At 61.1% G+C, this 17,912-nt stretch carries 13 protein-coding genes; 6 read left to right on the forward strand and 7 right to left on the reverse strand.

Going from position 1 to position 17,912, the window contains the following annotated elements; genetic code table 11:
* Nucleotides 1–10 precede the first annotated feature (10 nt).
* The 6 genes from dnaN (at nt 11) to AC097N_RS10505 (ending at nt 7,033) form a co-directional block, all read left to right on the forward strand.
* Nucleotides 11–1,117 (forward strand): DNA polymerase III subunit beta, encoded by a 1,107-nt coding sequence (gene dnaN / locus AC097N_RS10480; protein WP_479580913.1) that lies wholly within the window; start codon nt 11–13, stop codon nt 1,115–1,117.
* A gap of 105 nt (nt 1,118–1,222) precedes the next feature.
* The gene (gene gyrB / locus AC097N_RS10485) at nt 1,223–3,826 is read left to right on the forward strand and encodes a DNA topoisomerase (ATP-hydrolyzing) subunit B (RefSeq protein ID WP_479580915.1); all 2,604 of its coding nucleotides are present in this window, start codon (nt 1,223–1,225) and stop codon (nt 3,824–3,826) included.
* Nucleotides 3,827–3,923: 97 nt separating this feature from the next.
* Nucleotides 3,924–4,295 (forward strand): histone protein, encoded by a 372-nt coding sequence (locus AC097N_RS10490; protein WP_479580917.1) that lies wholly within the window; start codon nt 3,924–3,926, stop codon nt 4,293–4,295.
* Between the two features lie 206 nt (nt 4,296–4,501).
* Complete coding sequence (locus AC097N_RS10495; protein WP_479580919.1) at nt 4,502–5,386, forward strand: transglutaminase-like domain-containing protein; 885 nt, start codon at nt 4,502–4,504, stop codon at nt 5,384–5,386.
* Nucleotides 5,387–5,436: 50 nt separating this feature from the next.
* Nucleotides 5,437–5,862, forward strand: a complete 426-nt coding sequence (locus AC097N_RS10500) for a CopG family transcriptional regulator (RefSeq protein ID WP_479580921.1) — start codon at nt 5,437–5,439, stop codon at nt 5,860–5,862.
* A gap of 61 nt (nt 5,863–5,923) precedes the next feature.
* Nucleotides 5,924–7,033: an extracellular catalytic domain type 1 short-chain-length polyhydroxyalkanoate depolymerase gene (locus AC097N_RS10505; RefSeq protein ID WP_479580922.1), complete on the forward strand. Its 1,110-nt coding sequence runs from the start codon at nt 5,924–5,926 to the stop codon at nt 7,031–7,033.
* Between the two features lie 118 nt (nt 7,034–7,151).
* Here AC097N_RS10505 and kdpE read toward each other — a convergent pair whose 3' ends face one another.
* The 7 genes from kdpE to katG all read right to left on the reverse strand — a co-directional run bounded on the left by kdpE (nt 7,152) and on the right by katG (nt 17,762).
* Nucleotides 7,152–7,868: a two-component system response regulator KdpE gene (gene kdpE, locus AC097N_RS10510; RefSeq protein ID WP_479580924.1), complete on the reverse strand. Its 717-nt coding sequence runs from the start codon at nt 7,866–7,868 to the stop codon at nt 7,152–7,154.
* Between the two features lie 27 nt (nt 7,869–7,895).
* Nucleotides 7,896–10,661 carry a DUF4118 domain-containing protein gene (locus tag AC097N_RS10515; RefSeq protein ID WP_479580926.1) on the reverse strand — a complete coding sequence of 922 codons (2,766 nt, stop codon included), beginning with the start codon at nt 10,659–10,661 and terminating at the stop codon, nt 7,896–7,898.
* Nucleotides 10,662–10,730: 69 nt separating this feature from the next.
* Complete coding sequence (gene kdpC / locus AC097N_RS10520; RefSeq protein WP_479580928.1) at nt 10,731–11,303, reverse strand: potassium-transporting ATPase subunit KdpC; 573 nt, start codon at nt 11,301–11,303, stop codon at nt 10,731–10,733.
* 38 nt (nt 11,304–11,341) lie between these two features.
* Complete coding sequence (kdpB, locus tag AC097N_RS10525; protein WP_479580930.1) at nt 11,342–13,429, reverse strand: potassium-transporting ATPase subunit KdpB; 2,088 nt, start codon at nt 13,427–13,429, stop codon at nt 11,342–11,344.
* A 25-nt stretch (nt 13,430–13,454) separates the two neighbouring features.
* Nucleotides 13,455–15,254, reverse strand: coding sequence for a potassium-transporting ATPase subunit KdpA (gene kdpA / locus AC097N_RS10530; protein WP_479580932.1), 1,800 nt, complete (start codon nt 15,252–15,254; stop codon nt 13,455–13,457).
* Nucleotides 15,254–15,352 (reverse strand): K(+)-transporting ATPase subunit F, encoded by a 99-nt coding sequence (gene kdpF / locus AC097N_RS10535; protein WP_422299164.1) that lies wholly within the window; start codon nt 15,350–15,352, stop codon nt 15,254–15,256. Before kdpF ends, kdpA begins: the two co-directional genes overlap by 1 nt.
* Before the next feature lie 235 nt (nt 15,353–15,587).
* On the reverse strand, nt 15,588–17,762 hold the full coding sequence (katG, locus tag AC097N_RS10540) for a catalase/peroxidase HPI (protein WP_479580934.1): 2,175 nt from the start codon (nt 17,760–17,762) through the stop codon (nt 15,588–15,590).
* Nucleotides 17,763–17,912 lie beyond the last annotated feature (150 nt).

Below are 17,912 nucleotides of genomic sequence, written 5' to 3' on the forward strand. Positions count from 1 at the left end.
AGAGGTTGACATGATCGTCCTGAAGGCCACACAAGACAAAGTTTTAGCAGTTCTGCAATCAGTTGCCGGCATTGTTGAGCGTCGGCACACTTTGCCCATTTTGGCCAACGTCCTGATTCGCAAAACGGGCACCTCGCTGCAGCTCACCACCAGTGACCTGGAAATCCAGATCCGCACCTCCGCCGAGCTGGATGGCGATGTGGGCAATTTCACCACCACTGTGGGCGCCCGCAAGCTGATTGACATTCTGCGCACCATGCCATCGGACCAGACGGTGTCGCTGGAATCCAGCGCAGCCAAACTTATCCTCAAAGGCGGCAAGAGCAAGTTCACGCTGCAAACTATGGCCGCCGAGGACTTTCCACTGGTGCAAGAGGCCGCCAACTTTGGCCCGGTGTTCAGCGTGCCGCAAAAGACCCTGAAAGACCTGCTCAGCCAGGTGTCGTTTGCCATGGCGGTGCATGACATCCGCTATTACCTGAATGGCATTTTGTTCGTCGCCGAAGGCCAGCAGCTGAGTTTGGTGTCCACCGATGGTCACCGCCTGGCCTTTGCCTCGGCCACCCTGGATGTGGAAGTCCCCAAACAAGAGGTCATCCTGCCGCGCAAAACCGTGATTGAACTGCAGCGCCTGTTGAGCGACGCCGATGGTGCGATTGAAATGCAGTTTGCCAACAACCAGGCCAAATTCACATTTGACGGCATGGAATTCGTGACCAAGCTGGTCGAAGGCAAGTTTCCCGACTACAACCGCGTCATCCCCAAGAACCACAAGAACAGCATCACGCTGGGCCGTGCCGCCTTGCTCGCCACCTTGCAGCGCACGGCCATTTTGACCAGTGACAAGTTCAAGGGTGTTCGCCTCAATATTGACCCCGGCACCTTGCGTGTGGCGTCCAACAATGCCGAGCAGGAAGAAGCCGTGGACGAGCTCGATATTGATTACGGCGGCGACAGCATCGAGATCGGGTTCAATGTGACCTACCTGATTGACGCGCTCAGCAACATGAGCCAGGACATGGTCAAGCTGGAGCTGTCCGACGGCAACAGTTCGGCCTTGTTCACCATCCCCGACAACGCCACTTTCAAATACGTGGTGATGCCCATGCGGATTTGATGCCGCCAAGTTTGTAGCAATACAAAACCCAAACCCGCGATGAACGCAAAGTTCATTGCGGGTTTGGTCATTCAAGAGTTTGAGAAATTGTTAGAGAAGTTAGCCATGACCGAAGAAAACAAGCCAGTTCAACCCGCCGAAAACGGTGACGATGCCGTGCACACGGGAGAGGGAACCTCTGACAGCTCCAACTTCCAGCCGACCATTGATGCGCACCAGGTAGGCGCCTCCGAAGCCTATGGCGAGGGCTCGATCCAGATTCTGGAAGGGCTGGAAGCGGTACGCAAACGGCCCGGCATGTACATCGGCGACACGTCCGATGGCACGGGTTTGCATCACCTGGTGTTCGAGGTCGTGGACAACTCCATTGACGAGTCTTTGGCAGGCCACTGCGACGACATTCTGGTCACCATCCACTCCGACAACTCCATCAGCGTGGTGGACAACGGGCGCGGCATCCCCACCGGCATCAAGATGGACGACAAGCACGAGCCCAAACGCTCGGCCGCTGAAATCGCCCTGACCGAACTGCACGCGGGCGGCAAGTTCAACCAGAACAGCTACAAGGTCTCCGGCGGCCTGCACGGCGTGGGCGTGAGCTGCGTGAACGCGCTCTCCAAAATGCTGCGTCTGACGATTCGGCGTGATGGCAAAGTGCATGTGATGGAGTTCAGCAAAGGCTTTGTGCAGAACCGTCTCATCGAGACGGTCAACGGCGTCGAAGTCTCACCCATGAAGGTGATCGGTGATACCGAAAAGCGTGGCACGGAAGTTCATTTTTTGCCCGACCTGGAAATTTTTCAGACCAACTCTGACTTCCATTACGAGATTTTGAGCAAGCGCCTGCGCGAACTCAGCTTTTTGAATAACGGCGTGAAGATCCGCCTCAAGGACGAGCGCAGCGGCAAAGAAGACGACTTCTCCGGCGCAGGCGGCGTGAAAGGTTTTGTCAACTTCATCAACAAGGGCAAGACGGTGTTGAACCCCAACATCTTCCACGCCATGGGCGACCGCCAAAGCGACCAGAACACCAACATCGGTGTCGAAGTGGCGATGCAGTGGAACAGCGGCTACAACGAGCAGGTGCTGTGCTTCACCAACAACATTCCCCAGCGCGATGGCGGCACCCACCTGACCGGCCTGCGCGCCGCGATGACCCGCGTCATCAACAAATACATCGACGACAGCGAAATCGCTAAAAAAGCCAAGGTCGAAGTCACCGGCGACGACATGCGCGAAGGCCTCACCTGCGTGCTGAGCGTGAAAGTACCCGAGCCCAAATTCAGCAGCCAGACCAAAGACAAACTGGTGTCCTCCGAGGTGCGCGGTCCGGTGGAAGACATCGTGAGCAAGCTGCTGTACGACTACCTGCAAGAGCGTCCGGCCGATGCCAAGATCATCGTCGGCAAAATCATCGAGGCCGCACGCGCCCGCGAAGCGGCACGCAAAGCCCGTGACATGACGCGCCGCAAAGGCGTGCTCGACGGCATGGGCCTGCCCGGCAAACTGGCCGACTGCCAGGAAAAAGACCCGGCGATGTGCGAGATCTACATCGTCGAGGGTGACTCCGCCGGTGGCTCGGCCAAGCAGGGCCGCGACCGCAAGTTCCAGGCCATCCTGCCCCTGCGCGGCAAGATCCTGAACGTTGAAAAAGCGCGCTACGAAAAGCTGCTGACCAGCAACGAAATTTTGACGCTGATCACCGCCCTGGGCACCGGCATCGGCAAGGCTGGTGGCACTACTGGCAATGACGACTTCAACGTCGCCAAGCTGCGCTACCACCGCATCATCATCATGACCGATGCCGACGTGGACGGTGCGCACATCCGCACACTCCTGCTGACCTTCTTCTACCGCCAGATGCCAGAGTTGGTGGAACGTGGCCACATCTACATTGCACAACCGCCGCTGTACAAGGTCAAGGCCGGCAAGGAAGAGCTGTACCTGAAAGATGCCAGCGCCCTGGACGGCTTCTTGCTGCGCATTGCGCTGGTGAATGCCTCCGTGCACACGGGTGGCGACAAGGGCACCACGCTCAACGGCGACACGCTCGCCGAACTGGCGCGCAAGCACCAGGTCGCGCAATCGGTCATCGCCCGACTGCGTAACTTCATGGACGCCGAAGCGCTGCGCTCCGTCGCGGACGGCGTGGCCCTGAACCTGGACACCGTGGCCGACGCCGAGATATCGGCAGCCGAACTGCAAGCCAAACTGCCCGATGCCGAAGTGGCCGGTGAGTTTGACGTGCGCACGGACAAGCCCATTTTGCGCATCAGCCGTCGCCACCACGGCAACGTCAAGAGCAGTGTGCTCACCCAGGATTTTGTGCACGGCGCCGATTACGCCGCGCTCGCCGAAGCAGCCAAAACCTTCAAGGACCTGCTGGGCGAAGGTGCCAAGGTGATGCGTGGTGAAGGTGAGCGCCAGAAGGAAGAAAAAGTATCTGACTTCCGCGAAGCCATGGCCTGGCTGATTGCACAGGCCGAGCACGCCACCTCACGCCAGCGCTACAAAGGTCTGGGGGAAATGAATCCTTCGCAGCTCTGGGAAACCACGATGGATCCTACGGTTCGCCGTCTTCTCAAAGTGCAGATTGACGATGCCATTGAAGCCGATCGCGTGTTCACCATGCTGATGGGCGACGAGGTAGAACCCCGCCGGGAATTCATTGAAGCGAACGCATTGCGTGCCGGAAATATCGACGTTTGATTTGCAAAAATTCCGATTTTTCAGGCAATCAGAAATATTAGGGACAATATGGGCCTGGCAAAACTTTTCGCCAGGTTAAAAAATAGGAACTTCACAAATGGCAACTGCAAAGAAAGCGGCCCCAAAAGCTGCAACGACAACCAAGAAAGTAACGGCACCCGCGAAGGCACAAAAGCCTGTGGTCAAGGCCCCTGCGAAGAAGGCACCCGTGTCCAAGACCGCCAAGGCGATTGAAAAATTGACCGCGAACATTGCCAAGCTGACCGAGCGCAAAAACAAACTCGGCGTCGAGATCAATGCCTTGCGCGACGAACGCACAGCGCTGAAGGCAGCTCCCGCCGCTGCCGCGCCTGTGGCGGCTGCCAAGCCCAAAGCTGCTGTCAAAGCCGCCGCTCCTGCAAAGAAAGCAAAAGTTGCGACAAAGACTGCTGCCCCCGCCAAGAAGGCCAAGGCTGCTGCAAAGAAGTAATTTGCACGCGCGACGTTGTCGCTCAAAAAGAAAAGGCCCTGCGGGGCCTTTTCTTTTTGGCACATGCCAGCTGCTTGGTTGGCAGCCCCTCTGTGCGGCAACGAACAAACCGGGCATCACGGCCTGGCCTATCATGGGACGAACTCGATCGCGGTCCCGCGTGTCGGTTCCATCCCATCCTGGTGGATGCCTCAATGGAGATCTACATGAACGACGAACCGCACGATCCCTTCAACGAACGGCCCCCAACCTACCTGCAGCAACAGTCGCCCGCGGCCCATCTGCAAATTCGTGTGGGCTTCGAGATGGAGTACGAGTGCCCCGCTTCGACGCCCATGATTCTGGCCCTGAGCATTCACCACTCACGCGCACCCGACCTGGTGCGCCCGGACCTGCTCTTCACGAGCCCCGTGGTCGACGTCACCACCTACCGCGATCTGTTTGGCAACTGGTGCAGCCGCATCGTGGCGCCAGCGGGGCGGTTTGTGCTGAGCACCGATGCGCTCGTCAATGACACCGGCCTGCCCGACATCGTGGCCCCGTGGGTGACGCAAACACCGGTCGAGCAGTTGCCCGAGTCCACACTGGTCTACCTGCTGGGCAGCCGCTATTGCGAGACCGATCAACTCTCTGCCATTGCCTGGGCGCAGTTTGGCAACGGCCCCACCGGCTGGGCACGGGTGCAGGCCATCTGCGACTTTGTGCACCAGCGCATTGAGTTCGGCTACCACCACGCCCGGCGCACCCGCACTGCCTGGGAGGCCTACAACGAGGGCCAGGGCGTGTGCCGGGACTACGCCCACCTGGCCATCGCCCTGTGCCGCTGCATGAACATTCCGGCGCGCTACTGCACCGGCTACCTGGGGGACATCCGCATCCCGCCGATCCCCGGGCCGATGGACTTTGCAGGCTGGTTTGAGGCCTACCTGGGCGACCGCTGGTACACCTTTGATGCGCGCAACAACACACCACGCATCGGCCGCGTCCTCATGGCCCGCGGGCGTGACGCCTGCGATGTGGCGTTGGCCAGCACCTTCGGGCCGAACACGCTGCAGCGTTTCACCGTCTGGGCGGATGAGGTGATCGTTTAATAAAATTACCATCCATACGGATGGTAATGGGATGGTGTTAAGATGGCGTCATGAACAATAGCCCTGCTGTCGCACCCGTCAAAGCCAAAGTTGCCGATTCCGAGAAGATCACCATCAACCTCGGGTTTGTCGACCTGGGGCAGATCGATCTGCTGGTAGCCGAGAGTTTTTACGGCAACCGCACCGATTTCATCCGCACCGCCATCCGCAACCAGCTCGGCACCCACGCAGAAGCCGTCAGGCAGGTGGTGGCACGCAAAATGTTTGTGCTGGGGTTGCAGCATTTCAGCGCCGACGACCTGCGCGCCGTGCAGGACGCCCACCAGACCTTGCAGATACGCGTGCTCGGTCTCGCCACGATCGCACCTGACGTCACCCCTGAACTGGCCCTGGCCACCATCACCTCGATCGAGGTGCTGGGCGCACTGCAGGCCAGCCCGGCGGTAAAGGCCGCACTGGCCGGCCGCCTGCGCTGACCTGCACCGCACTGCCCGCCCTGATCCGCGCCGCTCCCCACCACCCCCCACGAAAGCTCGCATGAACCACACCCTCCAGGCCCTGATGCGCCAAGCCACCCAGTTGACTCAGTCAGGCCGCCTGACTGAAGCAACGCAAGCCATCCAACGTGCACTCCATGGTGACACTGCAGGCACGGCGCTGCACCCCGAGCCTGAAGCGTCAAGCCCCCAGGATTCACCGTTGATTCTGGACGGCTGCGTGTTCGAGGTGGATGCGCGCACCACCAACACCGGCGACTTCACCCGCGGCACACATACCCACGCCACCCTCACGCGCGGCTTCAAGCTCTATGTCCCGCCGGGCCAGGCGGGGCGGTCCTTGCCGCTGGTCGTCATGCTGCACGGCTGCACGCAAAACCCGGATGACTTTGCAGCCGGCACCGGCATGAATGAACGCGCGCGCGAACAAGGTTTTTGCGTGCTGTACCCGGAGCAGTCGCAAGACGCCAACCCGTCACGCTGCTGGAACTGGTTCAAGCACAACCACCAGAAGCGTGGCAGCGGCGAACCCGCCCTGCTCGCCAGCATGACGCAGATGGTCATACAAAAACACGGTATGGATGCCCGGCGCGTCTTCGTGGTCGGGCTGTCGGCCGGGGGCGCAATGGCGGCCATCGTGGCGGGCGCGTACCCGGAGATTTTTGCGGCGGTGGGGGTTCACTCCGGGCTGCCCAGTGGATCGGCCAGCAATGTGGCGGAAGCGCTCATGGTGATGAAGAGCGGTGAAGCCGGCATCAGCATGCCCGGCAAGGGCCAGCGTTTTGGCGCGGCGCACACCGCAGCACAGCAGGCGCACACGCAGACGGCCGTCCCCACCATCGTGTTCCACGGCGACCAGGACCAGACCGTGCATCCCCGCAACGGCGAGAAGGTGATTGCCGCGGCCTTGGGCAGTGCGACGACCCCCGCCAGTACAGCAGGCAGCGCGCGCGTCGAACAGGGTGTGTCGGCCCGCGGGCGGCGCTACACCCGCGCCATCCACCAGAGTGCGCAAGGCCGGGTCATGGCCGAACACTGGGTGGTGCACGGCGCCGGGCACGCCTGGTCGGGCGGCGACGCCAAAGGTTCGTACACCGACGCCCAAGGGCCCGACGCCACGCGGGAAATGCTGCGCTTCTTTCTGGGTTGACGGGTGACAACCGGCAAGCAGCGCAGACAAAATTTATATAAAAATGGGCTGTAGCCCAGGTGGGACATGCGGTAGTAGCTATCTATTTAATAGCAATATCAAAAACTCAAGTGACTTTTCAGGGTTCACGAAGCAGGCGATAGCCCACTGCGGTCTCCGTCAGCAAATGTCGAGGCTGGGCTGGATCGGCTTCGAGCTTTTGTCGCAGGTGCCCCATGTAAATCCGCAAATAATGGCTTTGCCCCGCATGCGAAGGACCCCATACCTCGCGCAGCAACTGACGGTGCGTCAGCACCCGGCCCACGTTGGCAATCAGCACTGCCAGCAAGCGGTACTCGATGGGGGTCAGGTGCACCTCCGCGCCGCTGCGCCGCACAATGCGCGCCGGTCGGTCCACTTCGACGTCGCCAAAGCGAAAGGTCGGTTCGGTGTCCCCCGATGCGTCTGTTGCGCCGTCGCCTGACGCGGTGCGTGGTCGGCGCAGGTTGGCGCGCACCCGAGCCAATAGTTCGCCCACACCAAATGGCTTGGTGAGGTAATCGTCGGCGCCGGCATCGAGCGCAGCAATCTTGTCAGCTTCGTCAGCCCGCGCCGACAGCACCACGATGGGCACGTTGGACCAGTTGCGCACGTCGCGGATCAGTTCCAGCCCGTCCCCATCGGGCAAGCCCAGGTCGACAACGAGCAGATCGGGTTTGCGGGTGCCTGCTTCCGTCAAACCCTTTTTGACAGTGTCGGCTTCGTGCACCTGCCAGCCCTCAGCTTCGAGTGCCGCGCGAACAAAGCGCCGAATCTGGGGTTCATCCTCAATGAGGACGGCAATGGGAGCAGGCATGTGGGGGATGGAAAAATAGTTTAAGGTTCAATCGTCGTCTGTAACGAAGAGTTCCGGCGGCGGCATGCGTGGCAGCGTGACGATGAATTCTGCACCACCACCCAAGGCTTGGGCGGCCGTGATGTGCCCGCGGTGGGCATCCACCACCGCCTTGCAGATGGCCAGCCCCAAGCCGACACCGGGCGTGGCCGATTCGGTCTTGCCGCGTGTGAACTTCTCAAACAGGGTTTGCTCCTGGCCTTTGCTCGAAGGCGGCAGGCCTGGCCCGTGGTCGCGTACCGTTATGACCAGTGTGGTGGGTGTGACCCGGGCGCTGACCAGAATGGGCCGGGTGTCGGGCGCCGCAGAAACACCATACTTGGCAGCGTTTTCGAGCAGATTCACCAGCACCCGTTCCATCAGCGCCGCGTCGAACTCCACCAGAGGCAAGTCGGCGGGCACGTCGGTTTGCACCATGGCATCGCCCAAGGCGTGGCGTGCTGCGCGGATGGCGCTGCCCACCAACTCTTCGACCGAGTTCCAGTCGCTGCGCAGGTTGACCTGGCCGCTTTGCAAGCGGGCCATGTCCAGCAGGTTGGTGACCAGCGCGTTGAGTTGTCGCGCCTCCTGGCTGATGGCGCGCGCCGAGGCGGCCTGGTCATTGGCCAGCGGTGGCGTCGAGTGTTCGAGCGACTCGGCCAGCCCCACCAGCGCGGTGAGGGGTGTGCGCACATCATGTGACATGGCCGCCAGCAGCGCGTTGCGCAGGCTTTCGGATTCCATCTGCACCACCGCCGCTTGCGCTACCTCCACATAGTGCACCCGCTCTATCGCAATGGCGATCTGGCGCGCCAGCGTCTCCAGTTGCTTAACCTGTTCGGGAATCACCAGCCAGCGGGGTTGAGCAGGCTTGAGTGCCAGCACGCCGCGAATCCGCATCGGCGCCTGCAAGGGAACGTAATGCCACGCGTGCGAAGGCAGGGTGGTGGTGGCCAGGCCGGCACGCTGCCCGTGGTGAAACGCCCAGTCGGCAATGCTGGCATCGATGGAGTCGGCCAGATCGTCACCCAGCACCAGCTGGTCGTTGGCATCGGTCAGCAGCACCCGGGCCTGGCCGCCAAAGGTACGCTGCACGGCGGCCTCGCCGAGTTCCACCACCTGGACGGCCTGCAGCGCGGCCGACAGGTCCCGAGTCAACTCAAACAGCGCCTGGGCGCGACGCTCGCGACTCGCTGAAATGCGGGCCGAAAAGCGCAGGCGCGCGGTAAGTTGTCCAATCATCAAGCCCACGCCGAGCATCACCGCAAACGTCACCAGGTATTGCACATCGCTGACCGCGAACGAAAAGCGCGGCTGCACAAAGAAAAAATCGAATGAGGCCACGCCCAGCACAGCCGCCAGGATGGCCGGGCCGCGCCCCAGCTTCACAGCCACCAGCACCACATACAGCAGGAACAGCATGACGATGTTGGCCAGGTCGATTCGGGTCAGCAACGGCCAGGCCAGCAGTGTGGTCAGCAGGCAGGCAGCGGCCGACCAGGCATAGCGGGGCCAGGCGTCGCGCCATGATGCGGCCTCTTCTTCCTCCCGGCCAGTGCGAGGCACGACCTGCGGCAGCCGGCGTGTACTGTCGGCCATACCCACCTCGACGAGGTCCAACTCCGGGGCCAGCATGGCGAGCTGGCGTGTGATGGTAGGGCGCATGACTCGCCACAGTGCTTGCCAGCGCGGCGTGCGGGGTCGGCCGGTGACCAGCGTGGCGCAGTTCAGGGTCTGCGCCTGCTGCAGAAGTTCGGCCGCCACATCATTCGCGGCGAGCACCGCAGTGCTGGCGCCCAGTTCTTCGGCCAGCTTGAGCACAGCCAGCGTGCGGTCGCGCACAGGGGATGGCAGGCGCTGCAGTGCAGGCGTTTCCACATAGACCGCATGCCAGCGCACGTTGAGCTGGCCGGCCAGCCGTGCAGCGCTGCGCACGGCATGCTCGGCCCCCTCATGGGGGCCGACACACACGAGGATAGCGCCGGAGGTGTTCCAGGCCGGCGCACTGGTGAGGGCGTGACCGGTCCCGGATTGCGATTGTTCGATGCGGTAGCTTCGCACGTCGTCTTCCACATGCTCAGCCGTGCGGCGCAGGGCAATCTCGCGCAGGGCGATCAAGTTGCCTTTACGAAAAAAATTCTGGGCTGCACGTTCGGCTTGTTGTGGCAGGTAGACCTTGCCGGCTTTGAGCCGGGCCAGCAGTTGGTCGGGCGTGATGTCCACCAGGATGATTTCATCGGCCCGGTCCAGCACGGTATCGGGTACGGTCTCCTGCACGCGGATACCGGTGATGGCACCCACTGTGGCATTGAGGCTTTCCAGATGCTGGACATTGAGGGCGCTCCACACGTCAATGCCGGCATCCAGAAGCTCTTGGATATCTTGCCAGCGCTTGGGGTGGCGCGAGCCCTCGGCGTTGCTGTGCGCCAGTTCATCAACCAGCAATACCGCCGGATGGGCGGCCAGTGCGGCGTCCAGGTCGAATTCAAACAGGGTGCGGCCGCGGTAGGGCACTTCGCGCAGCGGCACTTGTTTGAGGCCCGTCAGCAATTCGGCGGTTTCGCTGCGGCCATGGGTTTCGATCACACCGACCAGAACATCCCGTCCCTCCAGGTGCTCGCGCTGCGCCGCATTGAGCATCGCGTAGGTCTTGCCCACGCCCGCGCCGGCACCAAAGTAAATGCGCAACTTGCCGACACGTGCGCGCTCCCCTTCGCCTCGGAGGCTTTCAAGGAGTTGGTCCGGGTCCGGCCGGGCGTCTGGAAAACTAGCCATGCAATGCCATCTGTATCGGGGTCTTTTCAAGAGTACCTGATTGAGAATATCACCAGGTCAGCACGGTCCTCAACGAAGTGCCTCCAACGCCAGATTGAGCTTGAGTACATTGACTTGAGACTCACCGAGAAAGGGGAGGAGCGGCGTTTCGGCCTGCTGATCCACAAGGTTCTGAACCTTCTCCAATATCAGGCCGCGGGCTTTGGCCACTCGGGCCACCTGGAAGTGCGCCGCGGCGGGGCTGATGTGCGGGTCCAGTCCACTGGCGGACGCCGTGACCAGGTCAACCGGCACCGGTGCCGTGTTGCCAGGATCGGCGGCACGCAAGGCTTCAATACGGCCTTTGACAGCATCAGTGAGTGCCGGGTTCAGCGGGCCCTGATTGGAACCACTGGAAGCCGAGGCGTTGTAGGACATGGGACCCGTGGCTGAAGGCCGGCCCCAGAAGTGTTTCGGGTCGCTGAAGTTCTGGCCGATCAGGCTGGAGCCGACCGCTTTGCCGTCACGCAGAATCAGGCTGCCGCCTGCCTGTGACGGAAACAATGACTGCGCCAAACCGGTCGTCAAAAGGGGGTAGACCACACCGGTCACCACCGTGAGCACGGTGAACAGGACCAATGCAGGACGAAGAATGTTTTTCATGATGATTCCTTTAATTTGGTTGCTGGGGCAGCCTAGGCTCAGGCCAGATGCAATGCGACCAGCAACAGATCAATCGCCTTGATACCGATGAAAGGCACGATCAAGCCGCCCAAGCCGTAAATCAGCAGATTGCGGCGCAGTAGAACGGCAGCGCCCATGGCCCGGTACTTGACCCCCTTGAGCGCCAGGGGAATCAGGAACATGATGATCAGCGCGTTGAAAATCACTGCCGACAAAATGGCGGACGAGGGGCTACCCAGGTGCATCACGTTGAGGGCCGCCAACTGCGGATAGGTGGTCACAAAAATCGCCGGAATGATGGCGAAATACTTGGCCACGTCGTTGGCAATCGAGAAGGTGGTGAGCGACCCGCGCGTCATCAGCAAGGCCTTGCCGGTCTCTACAATTTCCAGCAGCTTGGTCGGGTTCGAGTCCAGATCGATCAGGTTGCCGGCTTCCTTGGCGGCCTGGGTGCCGCTGTTCATCGCCACCGCCACGTCGGCCTGCGCGAGGGCTGGCGCATCGTTGGTGCCGTCACCCGTCATGGCCACCAGCCGTCCCTCGGCCTGGTACTGGCGAATCAGCTTGAGCTTGTCCTCCGGCGTGGCCTCGGCCAGGAAATCATCGACGCCCGCTTCAGCCGCAATGGCCGCCGCCGTGAGTTTGTTGTCGCCGGTGATCATGATGGTCTTGATACCCATGCGGCGCAGCTCAATGAAGCGTTCCTTGATGCCTGCCTTGACGATGTCCTTGAGCTCCACCACGCCGAGCACGGTATGGCCATCGGCCACCGCCAGTGGCGTGCTGCCGCGGCGCGATACCTCCTCAGAAGCGCGAACCACTTCTGCCGGGACGCTGCCGCCGAGCGCCTCAATGTGTTTGCGAATGGCATCGACGGCACCTTTGCGCAATTGACGGACGCTGCCATCGGCTTGCGCCAGATCGATGCCACTCATGCGTGTTTGGGCCCTGAACGCAACCTCAGTGGTCGAGCCCATCACAGGTTGAAGAAAACCAAGCTTTTCCGCGAGTGCAACGATGCTGCGTCCCTCGGGTGTCTCATCGGCCAGCGACGCCTGCATCGCGCAGATACCGAGTTGGCGCTGTGTCACGCCCGGTGCACTCAGGAAAGCGGCGGCCTGACGGTTGCCGTGGGTGATGGTGCCGGTCTTGTCCAACAAAAGCACATCCACATCGCCCGCCGCTTCCACGGCACGGCCCGAGGTGGCAATCACATTGGCTTGCATCATGCGGCTCATGCCCGCCACACCGACGGCCGATAGCAAGCCGCCGATGGTGGTGGGAATCAGGCACACCAGCAAGGCGATCAGTGCGGTGATGCTGACCACCGAGCCAGCACCGGACGCACCGACGCTGAAAATAGAGAAAGGCAACAAAGTGACCGTGACGATCAAGAACACGATGGTCAACGCCACCAGCAAAATGGTCAGTGCAATTTCGTTCGGTGTTTTCTGGCGTTTGGCGCCCTCGACCATGCTGATCATGCGATCAAGAAATGATTCGCCGGGATTGACCGTGATGCGTACCACCAACCAGTCGGACAGCACGCGAGTGCCACCGGTCACCGCCGAGAAGTCGCCACCTGACTCGCGGATCACCGGGGCTGATTCACCGGTGATGGCACTCTCATCCACGGTGGCTACGCCTTCGATGACTTCGCCGTCCAGCGGAACCATGTCGCCGGTTTCAACCAGAACGACATCGCCTTTTCTCAAGTTTTCCGCTTCCTGGGGCAACCATGCCGCGCCGTGGAAAACCTTGCCCGCGGGCTCCTTGAATTTTTTGGCCCAGGTGCTTTTCTTCAGGCTGCGTAGCGATGCCGCTTGTGCTTTGCTGCGGCCTTCGGCCAGCGCTTCAGCAAAGTTGGCAAATAGCACGGTGAACCAGAGCCATAAGGAGACGGACAGGATGAAGCCCGCCGACTCTTCGCCCTGTCCCTGCATTGCCAGGAGGCCCAGCAAAGTCGTCAGGATGCTGCCGATATAGACAACAAACATCACGGGGTTGCGCCATTGCACACGCGGGTCCAGCTTGGTGAAGGATGCCTGGATGGCTGGTTTGATCAACACGGGATCAAAGAGCGTTAGAGAAGTTTTCGTTTTCATATCAGTTTCTCACTTATTCGGCGGTTCAATGACCAGGCCACAGCATCAAATGCTCAACCACCGGGCCCAGCGCCAGTGCCGGCACGTAATTGAGCAAGCCCACCAGCAGCACGGTGCCAATCAACAGCGTCACAAACAGCGGGCCGTGGGTTGGCATGGTGCCTGCCGTCACAGGCAGGCGTTTTTTGGCGGCCAGGGCACCGGCAATGGCCAGCACCGGCACGATCACGCCGAAGCGGCCGAACCACATGGCCAGGCCCAGCATCCAGTTGTAGAACGGTGTGTTGGCGGACAGGCCCGCAAACGCACTGCCGTTGTTGTTGGCAGCCGATGTAAAGGCGTAGAGGATTTCGGAGAAACCGTGGGCACCCGGGTTGGCAATGCCCGCCTTGCCGCTAGTTGCCAGCACGGCGATGGCCGTACCGGCCAGCACCACAATCGGCGTGACCAGAATGGCGATCGAGGTCAGCTTCATTTCATGCGCCTCAATCTTCTTGCCCAGGTACTCCGGCGTGCGGCCAATCATCAGGCCAGCAATGAACACCGCCAGGATGGCAAACACCAGCATGCCATACAGACCGGTGCCGACACCACCAAACACCACTTCGCCCAGCTGCATCATCACCATGGGCACCATGCCGCCCAGCGGCGTGAGGGAGTCGTGCATGGCGTTCACCGCACCACAGGAAGCGGCGGTGGTAATCACGGCAAACAGGCTCGACGCATTGATGCCGAAGCGGGTTTCCTTGCCTTCCATGTTGCCGCCGGACTGCAAGCTGCTTGCCGTCTGGTCCACCCCCAGGGGTGCCAGCAACGGATTGCCAACCTGCTCGGCGGGCGTGATGACAACGACGGCAATCACAAACATCACCGTCATCGCCGCCAGCACGGCCCAGCCCTGACGTTGATCACCGACCTCGCGACCGAAAGCAAAGCACAAGGCGGCGGGGATCAGGAAGATCGCCAGCATCTGCAGCAAATTGCTCAGCGCAGTCGGGTTTTCATAGGGGTGGGCCGAGTTGGCGTTGAAGAAACCGCCCCCATTGGTGCCCAGCATCTTGATGGCTTCCTGCGACGCGACCGGGCCCATAGCCAGTGTCTGCGTGGCGGCCTTCATGTCTTCCATGACCGGATTGCCCTTCTCATCTTTCAAAGGCTGACCATCCGGGCCATTTTTCGGCACTTGGTAGCTGTTGCTTTCCAGCGTAGTCACGTCCTTGTAGGCGTCAAAGTTCTGGATCACGCCTTGCCCGACCAGAACCACGGCGAACACCAGCGACAGCGGTACCAGCAGCCAGGTTGTGATGCGCGTCACGTCAACCCAGAAGTTACCGATGACGCCGGTAGAGCGGGTCGCAAAGCCGCGAATGAGCGCGAACACGACTGCGATGCCGGTCGCGGCAGATAAAAAGTTCTGAACCGCGAGCGCCAGCATCTGCGTCAGGTAACTCATGGTGGACTCACCAGCGTAGCCCTGCCAGTTGGTGTTGGTGACAAAGCTGATGGCGGTGTTGAAAGATGAGTCAGGCGACACCGCGGCCATGCCGGCCGGATTGAGCGGCAACCAGACCTGCAGGCGCTGCAGCGCATAGACAGACAACACGCCCAGCGCATTGAAGGCCAACAACGCCAGCGCGTACTGTGACCAGTTCATGGACTCCTTCGCGGAGGTGCCTGCCAGACGATACAAGGGTGCCTCCACCCGTTGCATCCAGACCGGCAGCTTGCCAGAGTTCAGGCGCGCCAGCCAGATGCCGAGCGGCCAGACCGCCACCAGCAATAAACCGAGGTAGAGGGCCAACAAGCCCCACGATGTGGTGCTCATCAGAATTCCTCAGCGCGGATCAGCGCATAGACCAGATAGGCGAGCAGCATGACGGCACACATGCCGCCAAAGCCATAAAGAACTTCGAGGCTGATCATGAACGGCCTCCTGCTGGTTTTTCGAGCTTTTTGAAGCCCCAGACCAGCAAGACCATCAGGCCCCACAGTCCGGCAGCTGCAGCAATAAATACGATGTCCATGAGCAACTCCTGAGTCAAATGAATGACTGAAGTTTGGCTACCGGAGCGTAAAAACGGGGATGAGATTAGTCAACCGCCTGTATAAAAACCGTAAAGATGGCATGCAGGTGACGGCGTGGGGTGTCTGCCAGGCCTCAGGCCAGATCGAAGCGGTCGGCGTTCATGACCTTCGTCCAGGCGGCACAGAAGTCGCGCACGAACTTCTCCTCGTTGTCGTCCTGCGCATAAACCTCGGCATAGGCACGCAAGATCGAGTTGGACCCAAACACCAGATCCACCCGGGTGGCTGTCCACTTGACTTCGCCTGTCTTGCGGTCGCAGATGTCATAGGAGTTTCGGCCAGTGGGCTTCCAGGTGTTGGCCATGTCGGTGAGGTTGACGAAGAAGTCGTTCGTCAGGGTGCCTGGACGGTCGGTGAACATGCCGTGGCGAGTGCCACCGTGGTTGGTGCCCAACACGCGCAGGCCACCCACCAACACGGTCATCTCAGGGGCGGTCAAGCCCATCAGCTGCGTGCGGTCGAGCATCAACTCTTCGACAGGGACCGCGTAGTCTTTCTTGACCCAGTTGCGGTAGCCGTCATGCACCGGCTCCAGCCCTTCGAACGACTCGACATCGGTCGCCTCCTGGGTGGCATCACCCCGACCTGGCGCGAACGGCAAGCTCACATCGCAACCCGCGGCCTTGGCTGCCTGCTCCACGCCGACGTTGCCGGCCAACACAATCACATCGGCCACGCTGGCGCCACTCGCAGCGGCAATGCCTTCGAGCACGCCAAGCACCTTGGCCAAGCGGGCAGGCTCATTGCCTTCCCAGTCCTTTTGCGGGGCCAGCCGGATACGGGCACCGTTGGCGCCACCGCGCATGTCTGAATCCCGGTAGGTGCGGGCGCTGTCCCAGGCAGTCGTCACCATGTCGCTCACGCTCAGACCGCTGGCTGCGATTTTTGCCTTCACCGCGGCCACATCAAAATCGGTGCGGCCAGCAGGCACAGGGTCTTGCCAGATCAGGTCTTCCTGCGGCACCTCGGGACCGATGTAGCGCGCCTTCGGGCCCAGGTCGCGGTGGGTCAACTTGAACCAGGCACGCGCAAAAACTTTCGAGAAATAGTCGGGGTCTTTGTAGAAACGTTCGGAAATCGCCCGGTACGCCGGGTCCATCTTCATGGCCATGTCCGCGTCGGTCATCATGGGCATGCAGCGGATCGACGGGTCTTCCACGTCCACCGGCATGTCTTCTGGCCGGATGTTCACCGGCTTGTACTGCCAGGCACCGGCCGGGCTCTTGGTCAGCTCCCAGTCGTAACCGAGCAGCAGCTGGAAGTAACCGTTGTCCCACTGGGTGGGGTGGGTCGTCCAGGCCCCTTCAATGCCGCTGGACACGGTGTCGCGGCCAATGCTGCGGGTGGTTTTGTTCATCCAGCCAAAGCCTTGTTCGTCGACGTCGGCGGCCTCTGGCGCGGAGCCCAGCAGCTTGGCATCGCCATTGCCGTGGGCCTTGCCAACTGTGTGCCCCCCGGCGGTCAGGGCCACGGTTTCCTCGTCGTTCATCGCCATGCGCAGGAAAGTCACACGCACGTCGTGGGCCGTCTTGAGCGGGTCAGGCTGGCCGTCCACGCCTTCCGGGTTGACGTAGATCAGACCCATCATCACGGCCGACAGCGGGTTTTCCAGATCGCGTTCGCCGGAGTAGCGGCTGTTCTCACTGCCGCTGGGGGCCAGCCACTCTTTCTCGGAGCCCCAATAGATGTCCTCTTCCGGATGCCAGATGTCGGCGCGGCCAAAGGCAAATCCGAAGGTCTTCAGGCCCATCGATTCATAGGCCACGTTGCCGGCAAGAACGATCAGGTCGGCCCAGCTGAGCTTGTTGCCGTATTTTTTCTTGATCGGCCAGAGCAGGCGGCGCGCCTTGTCCAGGTTCACGTTGTCGGGCCAGGAGTTCAGCGGCGCGAAGCGCTGGTTTCCCGTGCCGGCGCCGCCACGGCCGTCAGCGGTGCGGTAAGAGCCGGCCGAGTGCCAGGCCATGCGAATCATCAGGCCGCCATAGTGGCCCCAGTCCGCCGGCCACCACGCCTGGCTGTCGGTCATGAGGGCAGTCAGGTCTTTTTTGAGCGCGGCGACGTCCAGCTTTTTAACTTCTTCTCGGTAGTTGAAGTCCTCGCCCATGGGGTTGGTCTTGGTGTCGTGCTGATGAAGAATGTCCAGGTTCAGCGCATTCGGCCACCAGGCCATATTCGACTTGCCGGTGGCCGTGTTGGCGCCGTGCATCACCGGGCATTTGCCAGCCGTGTTTTGATTCTTGGGATCCATATTTATTTCCGTTCATGGCATCGTTGATTGAAATTCGCCAAGGTAAGCCGATCAAGCGGTGAAACGCTTGTCACCCCTGCAACCAGAATCAGTGTACCTATCGGAAAAGGCTTTACAGTCGTTTTTAACAATCGCCCCGATAGGCCAAGT

This window comes from Rhodoferax sp. LS1R11, assembly GCF_056521395.1.